The sequence below is a fragment of the Robertmurraya korlensis genome, from assembly GCF_023715225.1.
Taxonomy (GTDB): domain Bacteria; phylum Bacillota; class Bacilli; order Bacillales; family Cytobacillaceae; genus Robertmurraya_A.
In genome coordinates this window covers 143002-161812 of sequence record NZ_JAMBNS010000009.1, presented here as the reverse complement: position 1 = coordinate 161812, position 18811 = coordinate 143002, and the positions used below count along the sequence as shown (strand labels likewise).

At 37.3% G+C, this 18811-nt stretch carries 23 protein-coding genes; 9 read left to right on the top strand and 14 right to left on the bottom strand.

The window, feature by feature from the left end:
- Positions 1–67 precede the first annotated feature (67 nt).
- From argD to argC, 4 genes are read right to left on the bottom strand one after another with little or no spacing between them, the layout of a single operon-like run.
- Positions 68–1222: an acetylornithine transaminase gene (argD, locus tag M3175_RS16810; protein WP_251521344.1), complete on the bottom strand. Its 1155-nt coding sequence runs from the start codon at positions 1220–1222 to the stop codon at positions 68–70.
- On the bottom strand, positions 1219–1992 hold the full coding sequence (gene argB, locus M3175_RS16805) for an acetylglutamate kinase (protein WP_251521343.1): 774 nt from the start codon (positions 1990–1992) through the stop codon (positions 1219–1221). The genes argD and argB overlap by 4 nt, the downstream gene beginning before the upstream one ends.
- A 13-nt stretch (positions 1993–2005) precedes the next feature.
- Complete coding sequence (gene argJ, locus M3175_RS16800) at positions 2006–3238, bottom strand: bifunctional ornithine acetyltransferase/N-acetylglutamate synthase (RefSeq protein WP_251521342.1); 1233 nt, start codon at positions 3236–3238, stop codon at positions 2006–2008.
- A gap of 14 nt (positions 3239–3252) precedes the next feature.
- On the bottom strand, positions 3253–4287 hold the full coding sequence (gene argC, locus M3175_RS16795) for an N-acetyl-gamma-glutamyl-phosphate reductase (protein ID WP_251521341.1): 1035 nt from the start codon (positions 4285–4287) through the stop codon (positions 3253–3255).
- A gap of 284 nt (positions 4288–4571) precedes the next feature.
- On the opposite strand from argC, the gene M3175_RS16790 reads away from it, so the two are divergent.
- Positions 4572–5252, top strand: a complete 681-nt coding sequence (locus M3175_RS16790; RefSeq protein WP_251521339.1) for a Crp/Fnr family transcriptional regulator — start codon at positions 4572–4574, stop codon at positions 5250–5252.
- Positions 5253–5287: 35 nt separating this feature from the next.
- Here the strand turns inward: M3175_RS16790 and M3175_RS16785 are convergent, their stop codons facing one another.
- The 3 genes from M3175_RS16785 to M3175_RS16775 form a co-directional block, all read right to left on the bottom strand.
- Complete coding sequence (locus M3175_RS16785; protein ID WP_251521337.1) at positions 5288–6010, bottom strand: YwiC-like family protein; 723 nt, start codon at positions 6008–6010, stop codon at positions 5288–5290.
- A 115-nt stretch (positions 6011–6125) separates the two neighbouring features.
- Positions 6126–6626 (bottom strand): molybdopterin-guanine dinucleotide biosynthesis protein B, encoded by a 501-nt coding sequence (mobB, locus tag M3175_RS16780; protein WP_251521334.1) that lies wholly within the window; start codon positions 6624–6626, stop codon positions 6126–6128.
- The gene (locus M3175_RS16775) at positions 6623–7888 is read right to left on the bottom strand and encodes a molybdopterin molybdotransferase MoeA (RefSeq protein ID WP_251521331.1); all 1266 of its coding nucleotides are present in this window, start codon (positions 7886–7888) and stop codon (positions 6623–6625) included. The genes mobB and M3175_RS16775 overlap by 4 nt, the downstream gene beginning before the upstream one ends.
- A gap of 236 nt (positions 7889–8124) precedes the next feature.
- On the opposite strand from M3175_RS16775, the gene ric reads away from it, so the two are divergent.
- Complete coding sequence (gene ric, locus M3175_RS16770; RefSeq protein ID WP_251521328.1) at positions 8125–8823, top strand: iron-sulfur cluster repair di-iron protein; 699 nt, start codon at positions 8125–8127, stop codon at positions 8821–8823.
- A 40-nt stretch (positions 8824–8863) separates the two neighbouring features.
- On the opposite strand, the gene moaA is transcribed toward ric, so the two are convergent.
- Positions 8864–9874 (bottom strand): GTP 3',8-cyclase MoaA, encoded by a 1011-nt coding sequence (gene moaA / locus M3175_RS16765; RefSeq protein ID WP_251521324.1) that lies wholly within the window; start codon positions 9872–9874, stop codon positions 8864–8866.
- A 196-nt stretch (positions 9875–10070) separates the two neighbouring features.
- On the opposite strand from moaA, the gene M3175_RS16760 reads away from it, so the two are divergent.
- Positions 10071–10769 (top strand): Crp/Fnr family transcriptional regulator, encoded by a 699-nt coding sequence (locus M3175_RS16760; RefSeq protein ID WP_251521321.1) that lies wholly within the window; start codon positions 10071–10073, stop codon positions 10767–10769.
- 32 nt (positions 10770–10801) lie between these two features.
- On the opposite strand, the gene M3175_RS16755 is transcribed toward M3175_RS16760, so the two are convergent.
- From M3175_RS16755 to M3175_RS16745, 3 genes are all read right to left on the bottom strand, one after another.
- Positions 10802–11920: a TIGR04053 family radical SAM/SPASM domain-containing protein gene (locus M3175_RS16755; protein WP_251521318.1), complete on the bottom strand. Its 1119-nt coding sequence runs from the start codon at positions 11918–11920 to the stop codon at positions 10802–10804.
- A 157-nt stretch (positions 11921–12077) separates the two neighbouring features.
- Positions 12078–12386 (bottom strand): metal-sulfur cluster assembly factor, encoded by a 309-nt coding sequence (locus M3175_RS16750; protein WP_251521316.1) that lies wholly within the window; start codon positions 12384–12386, stop codon positions 12078–12080.
- A gap of 72 nt (positions 12387–12458) precedes the next feature.
- Positions 12459–13265 carry an alpha/beta fold hydrolase gene (locus M3175_RS16745; RefSeq protein WP_251521314.1) on the bottom strand — a complete coding sequence of 269 codons (807 nt, stop codon included), beginning with the start codon at positions 13263–13265 and terminating at the stop codon, positions 12459–12461.
- Between the two features lie 177 nt (positions 13266–13442).
- On the opposite strand from M3175_RS16745, the gene M3175_RS16740 reads away from it, so the two are divergent.
- The 3 genes from M3175_RS16740 to M3175_RS16730 all read left to right on the top strand — a co-directional run bounded on the left by M3175_RS16740 (position 13443) and on the right by M3175_RS16730 (position 14711).
- Positions 13443–14261, top strand: coding sequence for a Cof-type HAD-IIB family hydrolase (locus tag M3175_RS16740; protein WP_251521312.1), 819 nt, complete (start codon positions 13443–13445; stop codon positions 14259–14261).
- 118 nt (positions 14262–14379) lie between these two features.
- Positions 14380–14532: a hypothetical protein gene (locus tag M3175_RS16735; RefSeq protein ID WP_162927704.1), complete on the top strand. Its 153-nt coding sequence runs from the start codon at positions 14380–14382 to the stop codon at positions 14530–14532.
- On the top strand, positions 14532–14711 hold the full coding sequence (locus M3175_RS16730) for a DUF3813 domain-containing protein (protein ID WP_119707218.1): 180 nt from the start codon (positions 14532–14534) through the stop codon (positions 14709–14711). Before M3175_RS16735 ends, M3175_RS16730 begins: the two co-directional genes overlap by 1 nt.
- Positions 14712–14745: 34 nt before the next feature.
- Here the strand turns inward: M3175_RS16730 and M3175_RS16725 are convergent, their stop codons facing one another.
- Positions 14746–15117: an intracellular proteinase inhibitor gene (locus M3175_RS16725; RefSeq protein ID WP_251521310.1), complete on the bottom strand. Its 372-nt coding sequence runs from the start codon at positions 15115–15117 to the stop codon at positions 14746–14748.
- A gap of 17 nt (positions 15118–15134) precedes the next feature.
- On the bottom strand, positions 15135–15965 hold the full coding sequence (locus tag M3175_RS16720) for a YitT family protein (protein ID WP_251521307.1): 831 nt from the start codon (positions 15963–15965) through the stop codon (positions 15135–15137).
- A gap of 127 nt (positions 15966–16092) precedes the next feature.
- Here M3175_RS16720 and M3175_RS16715 point away from each other — a divergent pair, with 127 nt between their 5' ends.
- Together M3175_RS16715 and M3175_RS16710 are read left to right on the top strand one after the other, a co-directional pair.
- Positions 16093–16953: a DegV family protein gene (locus M3175_RS16715; RefSeq protein ID WP_251521305.1), complete on the top strand. Its 861-nt coding sequence runs from the start codon at positions 16093–16095 to the stop codon at positions 16951–16953.
- An 85-nt stretch (positions 16954–17038) separates the two neighbouring features.
- Positions 17039–17170, top strand: coding sequence for a DUF3941 domain-containing protein (locus M3175_RS16710; protein WP_251521599.1), 132 nt, complete (start codon positions 17039–17041; stop codon positions 17168–17170).
- 16 nt (positions 17171–17186) lie between these two features.
- On the opposite strand, the gene M3175_RS16705 is transcribed toward M3175_RS16710, so the two are convergent.
- Positions 17187–18071 carry a CvfB family protein gene (locus M3175_RS16705; protein ID WP_251521302.1) on the bottom strand — a complete coding sequence of 295 codons (885 nt, stop codon included), beginning with the start codon at positions 18069–18071 and terminating at the stop codon, positions 17187–17189.
- Positions 18072–18232: 161 nt separating this feature from the next.
- Between M3175_RS16705 and M3175_RS16700 the strand changes: the two genes are divergently transcribed.
- Positions 18233–18724, top strand: coding sequence for a YajQ family cyclic di-GMP-binding protein (locus M3175_RS16700; RefSeq protein ID WP_119707212.1), 492 nt, complete (start codon positions 18233–18235; stop codon positions 18722–18724).
- Positions 18725–18811 lie beyond the last annotated feature (87 nt).

Genomic DNA, 18811 nt, shown 5'->3' with positions numbered 1-18811 from the left:
GTAAATTGTGAATATTTATATCTGAAACTTAATTTTTATGCAACAACCTGTAAAAAAGAGCAGCCATTTAGGCTGTTATATACGATTTTTGTAAGACCATTTTAATTATATTTACCGCTTCATTTATTTGTTCCTCAGTAACAGTTAATGGCGGCAGAAGACGGAGAACATTTTCACCAGCTGGTAATGCTAACAATCCGCTTTCTCTTAAATCCTTTAGAAGTGAACCTACCGAATTTTGTAATTCAATACCTATCATTAATCCGGAGCCACGAATCTCCTTCACTACAGAAATATCCTTTAATTCCTGTTCAAGTAACGATTTCGTGTATTCTCCCTTTTTAACAACGGATTCTAAGAATTCGGGAGCAAAGATCTCTTCCATCGTAGCTATCGCAGCACTAATGGAAACTGGATTTCCTCCAAACGTTGAACCATGGCTTCCCGGTCCAAAAAACCTCACCAACTGTTCTGTACCGATTACTGCACCAATTGGAAAACCACTACCTAACCCCTTGGCTGAAGTCACGATATCAGGAGATAAATCGTACTGTTGAAAAGCAAAAGGCTTTCCCGTTCTACCTATCCCTGTTTGGATTTCATCAATAACGAATAACGCCCCATATTCCTTACAAAGCTTCTCTACATCTTTCAGAAATGCCTCTTCGCCTACATGTATACCTCCCTCACCTTGAATGACTTCAAGCATTACAGCAGCCACTTCATGAGACATTTCAGCTTTTAGTGAATTGATATCGTTAAATGGAACATAAACGAATGTTTCGAGCATGTTACCGTAGCCTTCTTTAATCTTGTCTTGACCGGTCGCAGACATCGTCGCAAACGTTCTTCCATGAAAGGATTGTTGAAACGTAATAATTTTTGTTCTCCCCGTTGCTTTTCTTGCGAGCTTGATTGCTCCCTCATTGGCTTCAGCACCACTATTTGCAAAAAATACGGCCTCTAATCCAGCGGCATCAGCAAGCATTTTTGCCGCAAGCACTTGCTTTTCTTGAGGAAACAAATTCGATACATGCCAGAATTGATCCAACTGATGAATCACAGCCTTTTTTACAGCTTCTGGCTGATGTCCAAGGTTACACACTCCGATTCCAGAAGTAAAATCTAAATATTTCTTATTATTTATATCGTATAAATAGGAACCTACAGCCTTAGCTGGCTCCACTTCCCATCTTGCATATGTTGGAAAAAGACCACTCATTGAAGAATCCCTTCCTTTCTACAAATCTGAGTACCAAGCCATTGATCATTCTCAAAAAATCCTTTTTTCCCATTCACAATCATTACGCTCTTAAGCCCCATGTCTATCGCTGACAAAGCTGATTCGACTTTAGGAATCATGCCACCATATATCGTACCGTTTTCAATCAATTCATTCACTTCTCGCTTATTAAGTTCTTTCTTCACTTGGTTGTTTACGAGAATTCCATCGACATCTGTTACGAATAAGCACTGCTCTGCTTCTAAACCACTCGCAACCGCAGCAGCTGCATAATCTGCATTTACGTTAAGCTTGGCATTTTGTTTATTTATCGCAATCGGTGTAATTACAGGTATATGTCCCGAATCAACCATTAATTGTATGAGGTCTTTATTAATCGCTTGGACCTTACCAACATATCCAAGTCGCTCTTTGTCAAGGTATTCTGCTTGAATTAGGTTAGAGTCACTACCATTTAACCCTAGCGCTTTGAGACCAAAATCATTCAGTTGTTCGACCAACTTACGATTTGTTTTACCTGTAAGCACCATTTCAGCAACTTGTAATGTTTCTTTCGTTGTTTTCCTTAGTCCATTTACAAATTCAGGCATAATTTTTAGCTTTTTAAGCATGTCATTTATGTCCGGTCCTCCACCATGAACAATTACCACCGAAAAACCTTTCTTCTTCATTTCTTTTATACTTTCAAAAAAACTTGAAGATAGTTCGTTTAGTACACTTCCACCACATTTAATTACGATCGTTGACAACCTAAGTGCCCCCTTACGTTCGATAGCTCGCATTAATTTTTACGTAATCGTAAGAAAGGTCACATCCCCATGCCTTTCCTTCCCCGTCTCCAAATTGTAAATCGACAAAAATATGAATCGTATCATTCTCTAAATATTTCTTTGCCTCATCCTCTGAAAATACTTGAGGCACACTATTTAATAACATGGTTGTTTCACCGAGCTTAATATCAACCGTATCAACATTCACTTCGACACCTGCTTGACCTATCGCACCAATAATACGTCCCCAGTTTGCATCTGCACCGAAAATAGCTGTTTTTACAAGATTCGAACCTACAATTTGCTTTGCAACTTTACGTGCATCGTCATTGGAAGCCGCACCTTTGACACTCACTTCTATTAGCTTTGTTGCTCCCTCTCCGTCACGAGCAATTTGCTTTGCTAAGTCTTGGCTCGTATTTTTAAGTAATTCAATGAAAGCTTCCCAATCCTTATGATCTTCATGAAGCTCCTCATTTCCAGCTTTTCCATTTGCCATTACAAGGACCATATCATTCGTAGATGTGTCACCATCAACTGTTATCTGATTGAAGGACTCGTTGGTAACACTTTTTAAGGCTTTCTTAAGAGACTCAGGAGAAATTGCGGCATCACAAGTAATAAAGCCAAGCATAGTAGCCATATTTGGATGAATCATTCCGGATCCTTTTGCAGCTCCACCCATCGTAACCAGTTTCCCGTCAATCTCAGTAGTGTAACAACTGCTTTTCATACATGTATCAGTCGTTAAAATCGCCGTTTGAAATCCTTCTGCATCTTCTTGTGTTTGACCAAATTGTATTTCTGAAATTCCTGCAGCAATTCGATCCATTTGAAGGTACTCACCGATTACTCCTGTAGAAGCAACCGCTACAAAAGTTTCTTCAAGGTTAAGCTTATCAGCTGTCAGCTTTCGCATGGAGTAGGCGTCTTGTAGACCTTTTTCTCCTGTACAAGCATTTGCACATGCACTATTTACAATCACCGCTTGCAGCTTTCCATTTTCCTGAATACTTTGCTGAGTGACCTTCAGTGGGGCTGCTTGAAACTGATTTAATGTATATACAGCTGCGCTACTAGCAGGTACTTCACTGTATATTAATCCAACATCTTTTCTAGAATAACGAAGTCCCGCGTGTACTCCACCTGCATAAAATCCCTTTGGTGAGACTACGCTACCACCATTTACTTTTTTTACTTGTGACACTTCCGATAAAGCTTCCATCTCTTAACCTCCTATTACGGATACAGTGGCATAAACTTCAAACCTGAATGACTCTCCAAACCAAACATGATGTTTGCATTTTGTACGGCCTGCCCTGCAGCACCCTTCATTAAATTATCGATTACCGATACGATTGTTAATCGGTTTGTTCTCTTATCAACGTGTAAACCTATATCACAAAAATTCGAGCTTGATACATCCTTGACTGATGGAAAATAGCCTTGTGGTCTTACTCGGACAAACGGCTCATTTTCATAATACGATTGATATAACTCTATGACTCTTTCAGTCTCCCAATCTGCTAAAAGCTGGACATACATTGTGGCCATAATCCCTCTTGTTAACGGAAGAAGATGAGTGCTAAAGGTAATTGGCTGAATCTCACTATTCCAAAGCATTAATTGTTGCTCAATTTCAGGAATATGCTGATGTTCATTCACCTTGTAAATTTTAAAATTCTCATTTACCTCTGCATATAATGTTGATCGACTCGCTGCTCTCCCTGCCCCAGAGGTTCCTGATTTCGCATCAACAATGATACTCCTTGGGTCAATTAATCCTTCCTTTACAACAGGTGCTAACCCAAGTAAAGTAGCTGTTGGATAGCATCCGGGATTGGCAACCCAATTAGCCGCTTTTACCTGCTCTTTATTCCATTCGCTTAATCCATATACAGCTTCATCTACGATGGTCGCATTTGCGGGTGTTTTTTTATACCACTTTATATAATCAGAAGAAACCTTTAACCTTAAATCCCCTGATAGGTCAATGACCTTAATATCTTTTCCAATAAATTGATCAACGAGACTTGAGGAGACCCCTGATGGAGTAGCAAAAAAGACTAAATCACTTTCTTCGGCAATTTTATCAGCATCAATGCTGCTCATTTTCTTATCAATAATTCCATAAAGATGTGGATATTCATCTGAAATGGCCACTTCTTCTTTTGTTGAATGAATGGAATGTATGTCGAATTCAGGGTGTGAGTGCAATATACGGAGCAACTCAACTCCACCATATCCAGTTGTTCCGATAATTGATACTTTCATTCCTTGCCCCTTCCTGAATATCTTTGCATATTTAATCATTCGATTTAATTTTTATAAGTTTTAATGTACCTTATTATAAAAATAGCTAACAATAAAATCAACCAATTTTTTAAACTATTTTCATTTTTTTTAGATTATTTTTAATGTTAGTACTTCTAACAAAAAATCTGTATAAACAATTACTCGTATTGGGAGGTTTTAAGGTTGACGAAATTGATTTTTCTTTTTACAGTTAGACTAGTTAATTAAAGTGGCTAGCAAAGCCGTCAGGCGGTGACATCTCCATGAATACTTCCATAAATCTACAAGATTTTATACAAGTGGCAAGGTATACACGTAAGATTGAAAAAGGAAATTATTTATTTCAAGAAGGCCAAAAGGCTGAGGAGTTATTTGTCGTTCTTAAAGGAAAGATTCAAATCAGCAAAATGGTCCCAGATGGAAGAGAACTGACGATTCGAATGTGCTCTACTGGAGAGCTTATTGGGGAGATTCCATTGTTTTGTGCTTCACCTAAGTACATGTTGGACGCAAAGATTGTAGAAGATGGTGAAGTTGCGGTCATTCATAAGGGTGATTTAGAGGAAAGGCTTAGCAACGACCATGCATTATCTTTGCAATTTATGAAATGGTTAAACGGACAGCATAGGAGAAACCAAACTAAATTTAGAGACCTTATTCTTCACGGTAAAAAAGGGGCATTGTACTCCACCCTCATTCGTTTATGTAATAGTTATGGAATTGTTCGTGAACATGGCATTGTCATAGATCAACCCTTGACCAACCAAGAGATTGCTAATTTTTGTGGAACATCCAGAGAAGTTGCCAATCGCTTGTTAAGTGAATTACGGAAGAATAACATCATCTCCATTGATAAGGGAATTATTACTATCCATAATTTAACGTTCTTAAGAGATGAAATTGATTGTGAAGATTGTCCAATTGATATTTGTAAAATTGATTAAAAGCACTCGGCAGATGACAAACCGAGTGCTTTTATTTATGGTACTAGTAAAGCAACTGCCATCATTCCAAAAAATAAAACTGCATTTACAATCTCCAAAATCCCTACTTTTTTTGCTGAATAAGGCTTCCCATAAAAGAAAATGGCTCTAAGCAAGCTTGGCAAGCTCGCTAATGCAAAGATCCAATAACCAACAATCACCCAAAGTATGACCACCAACAAATGATATCCCCAAGAAATTTGTTTGTATAATTCACTCTTTTTCTCGCGAATCATCGTTTTGACATAGAATGTACTTCCTGTAAAAAAGAGAATAGAAGAGAAAAAGGCAAGCCACGCGTTGAAACTAATTTCTCCCTCTCCTAAAAAGCTACTCGCTAAGCCAGCAATTGCAAATACGATAATGGCACTTAAATCATTCGTTAGTGCACGATCATTGTTCTTGCTTGAAAAATACGCATTTATGCAAAAAAATGGGATCATGATCAGTCCAAAAAGAATAATAGAAGGCCTAGTAAATAAAGGGACTAGCAAAAAAAACAATGCCGGTAACAGGTAGATAACTGTCCATTTTTTATACAATGAGAGTTTCTTTCTTTTAAATAAAAGTAACATCGGATATGTCGCTAAATATAGTAGTATCCAGCCTAAAAAGAAAGGGATATGCTGCCAAAGGAAGTTAGAAGCAATCACACCTAACCAAAAAGGGATGATTAACATCGCCCATGCGCCATGCTGTTTTGGTAAAAATAATTTCATTGTCCTCACTCCTAATGTTGTAGCTACTTATACTATAAAAGAATGAAGAGTGTTAGTAAGTGAATTGAATCACAGAACAAAAAACTGCAAAGCATTTTCACACTTTGCAGTTTCCTTAATTTCTTTTTTCATTTATATATTGCACAAGCAAGGATATTGTTTCGTTTTTGTTCCAAATAGGAACACTCGTATTTATATGTATCGGTTCGCAGCTCACAAAAGCCATCACATTCTCTAAACTTTTAAGTGCATCAAAATCTTCTTTATTTCTTAAAAGTACAATTTTATCATATGTTTCATTTTTATGCCCTTCTATTAGGATAACCTCTGGATTCATGGTACATAAAATATGAATCTGTTCTTGTACATTCCATTTATCTTTCTCTACTTGAAGAAGGAGCCTTCCCTCTCCCTCAACTAATGAGGCAAAGGCACCAGAATGTATATGCTCCGAAGAGTCCTTTTTTTCAACTACGTCAGGTTTACCACCATGCCCATGATGCTTTATTGTAGCTACATTTATTTTGTGCTTGGATAATTCTTGTAGTAGTTTTTTAACAAATGTTGTTTTCCCACTATTTTGAAAACCCACTACTTGCACAATGACTGGTTTCACCACGGCCATTCGCTACCTTCATGATCTTCTAACAACAAGACATCCACAACCGTTTGAGCTTCAAATCCTCTTGTTCCACCTGGTAGGATTATAAATGAATTGGCACCTGCCAAACTCATTACGATATTTGATTTGTCTACTCCACTAGGTGCAGCTACTAGCTTTCCATCCGAGATGGTAACTTTGCTCCTCACAAAACGAGTAAACGGATTTGCTTTTGGAAAATCAACTTCTAAAACGGCTTTTTCTCTTCTTAAATGTGGCTTCGGACAATAGAGCATGGTACGAATGATTGGTCTCGCAAATAACTCAAATCCGACATAACAAGCAGAAGGATTCCCAGATAACCCAAATAAAATTTTCCCATTTAAATGTGCAACTGTGGTAACACTTCCAGGTCTCATAGCTACTTTATTAAAAAGGACATCCGCCCCCAACTTTTTATATATTTGAGGCAAATAATCGAAATCCCCAACCGAAACACCACCAGTAGTGATCAATAAATCAACCTCTTCTATGGCACTTTTAATCGATTCATAACATAATTCAAAATCGTCAGGAAGTTTTCCGAAATACCTTGCTTCTGCCCCAGAACGCTCGATTTGAGCAATAATCATATGGGTATTTGAGTTTCGAATTTTCCCCGGCTGTAATTCATCCTCTACCTCAAGTAATTCTGTACCTGTAGCAAATAATCCAATGACAGGTTTTTTAGCAACAGGCACGTCCTTATAACCAAATGTTGCAAGCATCGCTTGAATTCCGGGATTGATTTTTGTTCCTCTTTTTACAAGAACTTCTCCCTTTTTCGCATCCTCTCCAGCGAAAGAAACATTATCTCCCGGTTTATAAGATCGCTTTATGGACATATATGAATTTCCGTTCTTTTCACTCGTTTTGGCGAGTTCTAACATGACAACTGCGTCACAATTCATAGGCATTTGTGCACCTGTCATAATGCGAACTGCCTGGAATTCACCGACTTCCTTATTCGAAACGTATCCTGCACCAATATGATCAACCACTTCGAATTCAACAGGATTGGAAAGCGAAGCATCAGCTGAATCAACCGAACGAATTGCAAAACCATCATAAGGAGAACGATTGAAGTGGGGAACATCTGACGTTGCGACTAAATCCTCTGAAAGGAATCGGCCATAACTCTCGTTTATAGAAACGAATTCTTGTTTGCCGGGTAAGAAATACGACATCACTTTCTTTACTGCTTCACCAATTTGTATTGGCGTTCTTTTTTCGACCAATGAAATCAACTCCTAAATGGTAAGGTCCTCTGTTCACCTGTGTAATTATAAACATCCAAATAACAAATAAAACAGGACAAACATCACTTAATAACTTATTTTAGCGCAATTCTCATAACATTTTGAAGAAAATAGAAAACATTTCTTTGAAAGTGTGATTCACATCACCTTAAAGTAAGACAAAATCATATATTCTTAATTTGTAAATAAAACGTATTTTTTGGAGGGCAATGAAAATGACATATCCATTTCAAACGGACTCATTAGTAAAAGATATAGTAAATGAATTTCCAAAAGCAGCCGACGTATTTAAGAGAAACCGAATTGATTTTTGCTGTGGTGGGAACATTCCATTAGACCAAGCCGCTTCTGAAAAATCAGTAGATGCTAGTGAAATAATTCAAGAGCTTCAACAGCTTTTTGATACGTATAAAGGTTCTAAAGAAGATGTATCAGTATGGACAGATTCAGCATCTGATGTAATTATTAACCATGTGATTGAACATTATCACCGTCCTTTAGAAGAAGAACTCGCTAACTTAAGCCCTTACGTTACAAAGGTAGCAAAGGTTCATGGGGGACATCGCCCAGAGTTGTTAAAGGTATACGAACTATTTTACGAACTAAAAAAGGAATTACTAGAGCACACAGCAAAAGAAGAAGAACTCGTATTTCCGATGCTGCAAAAGCTTGAAACTATTACTGGCGATACTCGTAACGAAATGATTAAAGAAATAAGAGAATTAGAAAAAGAACATGATCATGCTGGAGCTATCTTAAAGGAATTAAGAGACATTACCTCCGACTTCCAACCACCAATGGATGCATGTGGCACGTATCGTCTTGTATACAAAAGACTTGAATTATTAGAAGAACAAACATTTATGCACGTTCACCTAGAAAACAATATATTGTTCCCTAGATACATCGCATAAGAAAAACAAAAACTACTTCTTCACCAGAAGTAGTTTTTATTTATCCTCCAATATAGGACATTTCTATTTTCTTTCTATTTGCTATCGTTTCTTCCGTTCTTTCATCCGAATAACGATCATTTCTTCGATTCCAAATATCAGTGATTCTTTGTTCAATTTCCGAATCAGACACACCGCTTCTCATAAAGTCACGAATATCGTGTCCGTTCCCATTAAACAAACAAGTAAAAAGCTGTCCATTAGCCGAAAGCCTCGAACGAGTACAGCTAGAGCAAAACGACTCAGAAACAGAAGTAATAAATCCGACATCTATGTTTGAACCCTTGTAGCGATATCGCTTAGCAACCTCCCCAAAATAATCGGGATCAACAGGCTCTAACAAATAATGCTCTTTCAATCGTTCATAAATTTCCTTTTTGGTCACAACGTCATCCATTTTCCATCCGTTTGTACTACCAACATCCATGTATTCAATAAAACGGAGTTGAAGTCCATTATCTTTACAAAATTGTGCCATAGGAACAATCTCTTGATCATTTAATCCCTTTTTAACAACCATATTCAGTTTCACACCAAGCCCTGCTTTTTGGGCCGCATGAATTCCTTCAATTACAGGTCCCGTTTTCACACCACGACCATTAATCTCACCAAATAGCTCGTCATTCAAGCTATCAAGGCTTACATTTACCCTCTTTAGACCAGCATCCTTTAATTCCTTGGCATACTTTGGCAAAAGAACACCGTTCGTTGTTAAGCCAATATCCTTTAAGCCCTTTATTTTGGAGAGCTTCTCAACTAGCAAGGGAAGCTGTTTTCGAAGTAGAGGCTCGCCACCTGTGAGCCGTATTTTTTCCACTCCAAGACCCACAAATATATGAGCCAAACGCTCAATTTCTTCATAGCTAAGTAATTCATTTCTAGGTAAAAATGCAAAGTCGGGACCGAACACCTCTGCTGGCATGCAGTACTGACACCGGAAATTGCATCGATCGATAACCGATATTCTTAAATCTCGTAACGGACGGTTTAATTGATCAGTAATTTTATTCATGATAATCAACTCCATCGCAAGAGTATCTTGCATGCATTGTAGTTTATTTTATTATAACGTTAAACTACTTTACAACATAACTATTTTATTAAACGTGAACATATTGTTACATCATTCGTGAAGTTATTGACAACGATTCTTATTGCCCTCATTGTAGATGATAGAATTATTACTGTCTAAAAAAGGGTGAATCTGGATGTCAGCAGTTGTAAAAGAAACTCATTCAATAGAGATAAAAGAACTTCTTCATCTGGCTGACCGCCGTTTTATTGGAGAAAAGAATACTTTTATCTTTCAAGAAGGAATGGAAGCAGAGGAAATGTACGTCATTCTGTCAGGGAAGGTACAGATTAGTAAAATTACATCCGATGGCAGGGAGCTGTCATTAAGGATTTGCGGTAAAAATGATATTTGTGGAGAACTCACACTTTTCACTCATTCCCCTAAATATTTGCTTAGTGCTAGGGTACTTGAAGATGCAGAAATTGCTGCAATTAATAAAGATGTCCTTGAAAGAGAAATCTTTCGAAACAGTACTCTTGCCCTAGAATTTCTAAAATGGATGAGCGATCATTTTAGAAAAACGCAAACAAAATTCCGTGATCTCGTTTTAAACGGAAAGAAAGGCGCATTATACTCGACTCTGATCCGAATGACGAACAGTTATGGTGTAGAGGTACAAAACGGGATCCTTATTGATCTTCCACTAACCAATCAAGAACTTGCCAATTTTTGTGGAACTTCCCGTGAAAGTACCAATCGCATCTTAAATGAACTAAAAAAAGAGAAAATTATTTCTATCAAAAAAAGTAAAATCATCGTTCATAATCTACAATATTTAAGAGATGAAATTGGTTGTGAAAATTGTCCAAAGGTTTATTGTAGTATTGAATAAATCGGAGTGCAGGGATTTCTGCACTCTTATTATTATGCTTTCTTTGATCTTAAAGCCTTTGGCACGTAAACACAGAATGGTTCACTTTCTAGGTAATCGCCTGTCATGGCATAAGCTCTTGAGCGTGAGCCACCGCATACATATCTGAACTCACATACGCCACACTTGCCTTTATATTTATCAGGATTCCTTAAGTCCTTAAAAATCGGTGACTCTCTGTAAATCTCGGCTAACGGCTGCTCACGCACATTCCCCGCTTTTATTGGTAACAGACCACTCGGGTACACATCACCGATATGAGAAATAAATACAAAGCCATTCCCGTCATTAACCCCCTTGGGAGCTCTACCTAATCCATCAATACTTCCTGTTAAGCCCTGCCTAGTTAAGGCATCCAAATAAGATATATTTTCCTTTTTCTTCTCTTCTTTCATTTTTTGCTGAATAAACACACGTCGATAATGTTGAGCAGCTGTCGTTTTTATATCAAAAGGTACGCGTTTGCTCAGCTCCTGCAGCCAGATAAATACTTTTTCATGCTCTACAGGAGAAATCATATCTTTTTCTTGCCCTCTACCGGTTGGTACTAAGAAAAAGACACTCCACAAAACACATTGTAGTTTCTCAACAAGTGCTGCCATCTCGTCAAGGTATTCATGATTATAGCGAGAGATCACCGTGTTGATTTGAATCGGTATTTCAAGTTCATGGAGGTACTGAATTCTTTCTACGGTTAAATCAAAAGAGCCTGCAGTGCCACGAAAATGGTCATGAATTTCAGCTGTCGGACCGTCTAAACTAAAGGCCCAACGTGAAAGACCTACCTCCTTGGCTTTTTCGATTGACTCTTTCGTAACATTTGGTGTGGCACTTGGTGTCATCGAAACGCGTACACCTTTTTTTACAGCATATTCGGCAATATCAAATACGTCTTTTCTCAAAAGCGGATCTCCGCCTGTAAATACGAGCATGGGATTATTCATTTCATAAATTTCATCTATTAACCTTTTACCTTCTTCCAAGGTTAATTCCCTTGGATCTGTTTTATACTGTGCTTCTGCACGGCAGTGAAGGCATTTAAGCTGACAAGCTCTCGTTAACTCCCAGATAACAATAAACGGATCTTTGTTAAAGTCTCGACTGACAATCACAATGAGGACCTCCTGACAAAGCACAACTTTAAAATCATTACATTCATTGTATAGGGATCTTCTCCTGAAATAAGTGAACTAGCTCACACAATCATATAATTAAGAAACTTTTTTGTTATATAAAAAAGCTAACCGCATCAGCGATTAGCTTTAAGTCCTATCGAATTCCAAGCGCAATCTTTGCGTATCTTGACATTCTTTCTTTAGACCACGGTGGGCTCCAGACGATATTTACTTCTGTCTTCTTTACTTCAGGGATATCACTTAGAGCTTCTTTTACATTTTCCACTATAGCACCAGCTAACGGACAACCCATTGAAGTTAATGTCATTGTAATGGTCGTTGTCCCTTCTTCGTCCATCTCAATATCATAAACAAGGCCAAGGTTCACAATATCTATTCCAAGCTCTGGGTCAACAACTAATTCCAAAGCCCCCATAATACTATCTTTTAAATCTTGATCCATTATAATCACTCCTTAAAGTTCAACTCTATTTACATGATAACAAAATGGTTTACATAAGTTATAATATAATGATTATTTTTCTGCTGAAGTGACGTACATCATACTTGATGAAAGTAAATGCTTTTCAAACCACTCAACGGTTTTTAATAGCCCTTCTCTACTAACCTTATGATCGGCCTTTTCATCACTTATAAACTGTAGTAACTGAGGCGTTTGTTGATAATGTTTCTTAATGCTTTCATAATAATCAAACGCATATGAATACGGAACAATATTGTCCCTTTTTCCATGCCAAAATAAAAGTGGTCTTCCCATTAATTTTTCCGGTTGCAGGCTTAAATCTCTTTCTCGAAGACGATCAAATAATTCATTAATAGCTGACTGCTCCATTGGCAGTTCTTTTCCTTGATTCTTGAGCTCTGCAATTTGCGCTTTAGCAAGCATTTCATAATAAGGCATACCCATGAGGCTAACAGCTGAATGAATCCATGAATATTGTGTTAACGCACCTAGAGTAACAATTCCTCCCATTGATGTTCCAACAACACCAATCTTTTCAGAATCAATTAACTGTTTATCTTCATAGTACTTTTTCAGATCATTCAGGTCTGAAATGGTTTGTAAAACAATTTCCCAAAAATGAAACTGCAAATGGGAACTGGTTTCTTCCGATCGTCTCTCCCCATGATACAGACAGTCTGGTAGTAACACACGAAACCCTTTTTCAGCCAGTAAATAGGCATAATGTAAATTATGTTCCTTTGCACTCATAAATCCATGTATAAAAATCACGAGAGGGAGCTTCTTATCAAAAAGGTTCGCACGAGCCAAATGTAATAATGGAATCTCCCCTATTTGTTTATTTTCAACAGAAATCAAAAAGAAAACCTCCATTAATAAGTTGAATTTTTTTACAGAAGGGAAGCAATATTGTTAACATAAGAATATGTACAACATTCATTTATTAAGAATTTCTATATTTTAGTTTATCATGTGGACAAGTATTTTCCTAAAGGTTTACACTTAACCTACTACGTCATGAATCGAGGGATAGACATGAGAGAAAAACATTTAATTGCTTTAGACCTTGATGGTACTTTATTAAAAGACGATAAGACCATTTCTGAAAAAACGAAAAAAGTCCTTAATAGCGCCCGAGAACAAGGACATGAGATTATGATTGCAACGGGAAGACCATTCCGCTCAAGTGAAATGTATTACCATGAATTAGACCTTACCACTCCAATTGTAAATTTTAACGGAGCATTTATTCACCATCCCCGTTCTAGCCAATGGGGAGCGTATCATACCCCATTAGATATTGAAGTGGCAAAGGATATTGTTGAGGCACTCGATTCTTTTTCCTTTCACAATATTATTGCTGAAGTCATTGATGATGTGTATTTCCATTATCATGATGAAAAACTTTTAGACATATTTGGTTTAGGAAAACCGAATATTACAACCGGTGATTTACGAAGGTTCTTAAAAGAGTCACCTACTAGTATGCTCATACACACCGAAGAAGAGAAGGTACAGGAAATCCGCAAGCATTTATCAGATGTGCATGCAGAAGTTATTGATCATCGTCGTTGGGCTGATCCATGGCATGTGATTGAAATTGTGAAATCAGGTTTGAACAAAGCGGTTGGCTTAAAAAAGGTATCAGAGTTTCTACATATACCAAAGGAAAGAATTATTGCATTTGGTGACGAGGATAATGATTTTGAAATGATTGAGTATGCTGGTCGTGGAGTAGCAATGGGCAATGGCATTGAACAACTAAAAACCCTAGCTAATGAGGTTACACTTACTAACGAGGAAGATGGAATTGCTATCTACTTAAATGATTATTTAAACCTAAAAGCATTGTAACAATATATACAAACCCTCCCATTTTTTATTCTAGTAAGCGAGCCATTTAGTGAGCATACTAACTCTTGAGGTAGCAAGTCTGTTACTTCAAAATAGCTCGGATATGGAGGGATTTGCAATGGGTAAACGCAATAAATCAAAACGCTTTGTACAACAAGGTGTAGATGCAGTATCCAAGCATGACGATCGTATCCCATATCACACAACGTATGCAGAAGCAGAAGCACAAAAAATGGCAAATGTGAAAGAATCATCACTTGGTGGAATATAATGGGAAACAGGCTATTTATTGAAGCCAGAAAAGCAGTTGACCTTGCCAAAAACGCAACGGGAAGCGGCCAGTATGAAGCGATATCACGAGCCAAAAATGCTTTATCTTCTGCATATGCTAACTCCACTGTAGCTGAACAGGCACAGCTGCGAGAAATGCAAAACGAGCTAGATATATAAAAAGGAAGGCTGACGTAATCGTCAGCCTTCTCTTTTATTCAAACACCTCTAAAACGACTGGGTGTGATTGTTGGATGTCACCTTTTTCGGACTTTGTATATAAATTCATAATCAAGGTTCCATTTTTCGGAAGCTTCCCCTTTGGGATGGTGACAGTAATAACAAAAGGATAAGCGTCACCAAAGGCTTTACCCGTTTGAATTTTGGATTCCTCGATAAATTGTGTATGTCCGTCTTCTACGGAATAATAAAAATAATCTTTACCAATATGAGCATCCCCTCGTACTTTGTAATTTCCACTCCCCCCATCTACGACAATATTTTTAAAAGCAGATTCTTCTTTTGCATAGCCCATTGATGGAATGAACATAAACATGATGGTAATTATAATAAAAATTTTTTTCATGATTTTCCCTCCTAATGTTATTCTTTTCGAAAGAAACCAAAGATTCCTGCTGTTTGAACGATATTAGTAAAGGCATTCGGGTCAACTGACTTAATGATTCGTTCGAGATCAAATAATTCGTATCGAGTAATGACTGTTATTAGCATTTCTTTATTTTCATTTGTAAATGCACCCTTTGCAGGTACAGTTGTAATACCTCGAACAAGCTTTGAATGAATGGCTTGTTTCATTTCATCCGATTTTTTAGTAATAATCATGGCGGTCAGCTTTTCATGACGAGTGTGAATGGTGTCTATTACCCTTGTGGATACATATAAAGTGACTAGCGTGTATAAGGCCTTTTCCCATCCGTATAAAAAACCTGCGGTCACAATGATTGCACCATTCAAAATAAAGAAATAGGTTCCAACGGGTTTATCCTTCATTCTCGATAAAACCATCGCGACAATATCCATTCCTCCTGTAGACGCTCCCCATTTTAAGGTAATCCCGGTTCCAACAGCCGCAATTACTCCTCCAAAAACCGCATTCAGTAAAATATCCTTAGAAACATTAATGATTGGGACGATTTCTAAGAAAAAAGACATCAGAAATACACTAATAAAACTGTAAATAGTGAACGATCGACCTACCTTTTTCCAGGCTAAAATGGTCACAGGAAGATTAAGAATAAATAACCAAACCCCAGTTGTCATGAAATTTCCAAATACACTAGACAATAGCTGCGCTACTCCCACAAAACCACTGGAGTACACATTAGCCGGGATTAAGAAATAATTCATTGCCACTGCATTTAATATCGCTCCGATGGTTACAATGATTATTTTTTTTGCATGCAGATAAATCAATGACTTTCCCCTCCTCGAAAACTCTATTTTTCCTATTATGAGCAAACTCCCCTGCATTTAATTGTAATTCGCTTATTATTTCTTTAAACTAAAGATAAGATTACATAGTTATTGGAGTGTGATAGGCATGTCGATTAAATTAATGGCTGATTCTGCTAGCGATTTGCCGCTTAACTTTTTTGCTGAACATCATGTAACCATGTTACCGCTAAAGGTACATGTAAAGGAGCAGGAGTTCGAAGATTTACTAACAATCAACCCCGAAACGGTTTATGAGTCCATTCGAAACGGAGACCTTCCCAAAACATCACAGGTGTCTCCTTCTGTATTTGAAAAACACTTTACCGAGCTCGCCATCAACAAAGAACCTGGTCTATACATCGCTTTTTCTTCCGAATTATCAGGAACGTATTCAACAGCGGTGATGATACGTGACCAAGTGAAAGAACAATATCCTGATCTCGACTTGACCATTATTGACTCAAAATGTGCCTCACTTGGGTGCGGGTTGGTTGTTATGAAGGCAGCCAAACTCATAAAAAATGGTGCTACTAAGGAACAAGTTATAGAGTCTTCAGAATTTCTCTGTAAGCATATGGAGCATCTTTTTTCTGTTGATGATCTTGACCATTTAGCTAAAGGCGGAAGGGTTTCTAAGGCTTCTGCTTTCGTTGGTGGTTTATTAAATATTAAGCCGCTCTTAAATGTGGAAGATGGGAAACTCGTCCCTATCGAGAAAATACGTGGCAAGAAAAAATTAATGCGCCGTATCATTGAAGTCATGAAAGAACGTGGAATTTCTTTAGATAAGCAAGTGATCGGAATTAGTCATGCCGATGACAAAGCAACCGCGGAAGAAATGAGAACCATGATCATCGAAGAGTTTTCACCTCAAGATGTTTATATCTCAGATATTGGGGCTGCCATTGGCTCACATACAGGACCAGGAACGATTGCCATATTCTTTCAAAACAAGCTTCATTCGTAACTTGCATACTTCTCTTTTTCCAACAGAAACTATGAGAAGCCTTGTATTATGAGGTAGAATGTTTTATCAAGGAAAGGGGATTGTTATGCCACATACTTCAGATAATGATAAAAAAGCACAAGACAAAAATGCACGCAGACATGAGAAAAACATGTTAGAAGAAAAGAACAGAACAGCAGGAAAAAAATCATTTTCGAAAAAGACAGATCACTTGTAATAGAAAAATGACGTGGTTACTCCACGTCATTTTTTTCTTCTTTTTTATATGTCCAGAAATCCTCTTGATAAACTAACCCATTCTTCATCAATTTTCCTAATGCACGCTTAAAAGCAGCTTTGCTTAATCCAAATCGTTCTTGAATGTCTTCTGGCATACTCTTATCACTATAAGGCATTGCGCCATTTCTAAGCAGAAGATACTCATAAATCTTATTTGCATCCTCATCGAGTGCTTCCTGTTTACGAGGAATTAAAGAGATATTAACGGTTCCATCTTCTTTTACATCAATGATTCTACCTTCTACTTTCTCGCCAAGTCTAGGCTCGACTTTCCTCTGGGACTCGTGAACAAAACCTTTAAAACCTTCTACCGTATAGACCCAAGTACCAACCTTAGCCGTTCTGTATACATGACCTTGGATATTTTTATTAAAGTCCTTTGATGACGCGTTAATACTAATATCAGTAATAATAGGATCTGTAGCAGCTTTCACATAAATTCGGTTATTTTTATTTACACGAAGTGAGATATATAAAAGATCATCCACATTTGGCCAAACAGATGTATGTACAGGAAGGTCCTCTTCTCCTAGTAACACATCCTTTTTTATACCAATATCAAGGAACACACCAATTCCAGGCTTAACTTCGACCACCTTTGCCCAGCCGTACTTGCCGACTTGAACTTCTGGTATGTATGTGGTTGCTGTAATACGATCACGAGAGTCGATATAAAGGAAAACCTCAATTTCTTGGTCCTCCGTTAATTCTACATTTTCAACCATTTCATTTTCATGTAAAAGAACGTCTTCCTCCCCATCAGTTAAAAAGTATCCAAACGCAGCCTGCCTTGCTACCGTAAGGGTTGTGACTTGTCCAATGTAATCAGTTAGTGACATACACTACCTCCTAAAATTTATCTATATCTATACATTAACCTTATCTATCGTTTATAAAACGGCGAGAAAGTTGTTTGAACTGCTATATTTTACTATAATGTACCCATAAAGGGAATCTGAATAAAAGATACATAAAATTTTTTTAATTGTAGGAGGCTTATATGTCTAAAGAAAGTTCATTCGATATTGTATCAAAGGTTGATTTTTCAGAAGTAACAAATGCCATTACACAAACGATGAAAGAAATATCTACCCGCTATGATTTTAAAGGTAGTAAGAGTGAAGTATCACTCGATAAGGAAGAATTAGTCCTTATTTCTGATGACGAGTATAAACTAGATCAACTTAAAGATGTGCTGCTAAGTAAATTAATCAAACGTGGAGTTCCAATCGGTAATCTCGATTATGGAAAGCTTGAAGGGGCTTCTGGCGGCACAGTAAGACAACGTGCAAAGCTTGTTCAAGGAATAGACAAAGAAAATGCAAAAAAGATTAATACAATTATAAAAAATAGTGGTGTTAAGGTAAAAAGCCAAGTTCAAGATGATCAAGTTCGCGTCACTGGTAAAAATCGAGATGATCTTCAAAAGATTATTGCTCTTGTAAAAGAAGCAGACTTAACCGTAGAAGTACAATTTACAAACTATCGCTAGCATAAAAAATCTGCCGAAAACTTCGGCAGATTTTTTTATCTATCCTTTTTTCATATCAAAAAGTTGTATACTAAATATAAGAACATG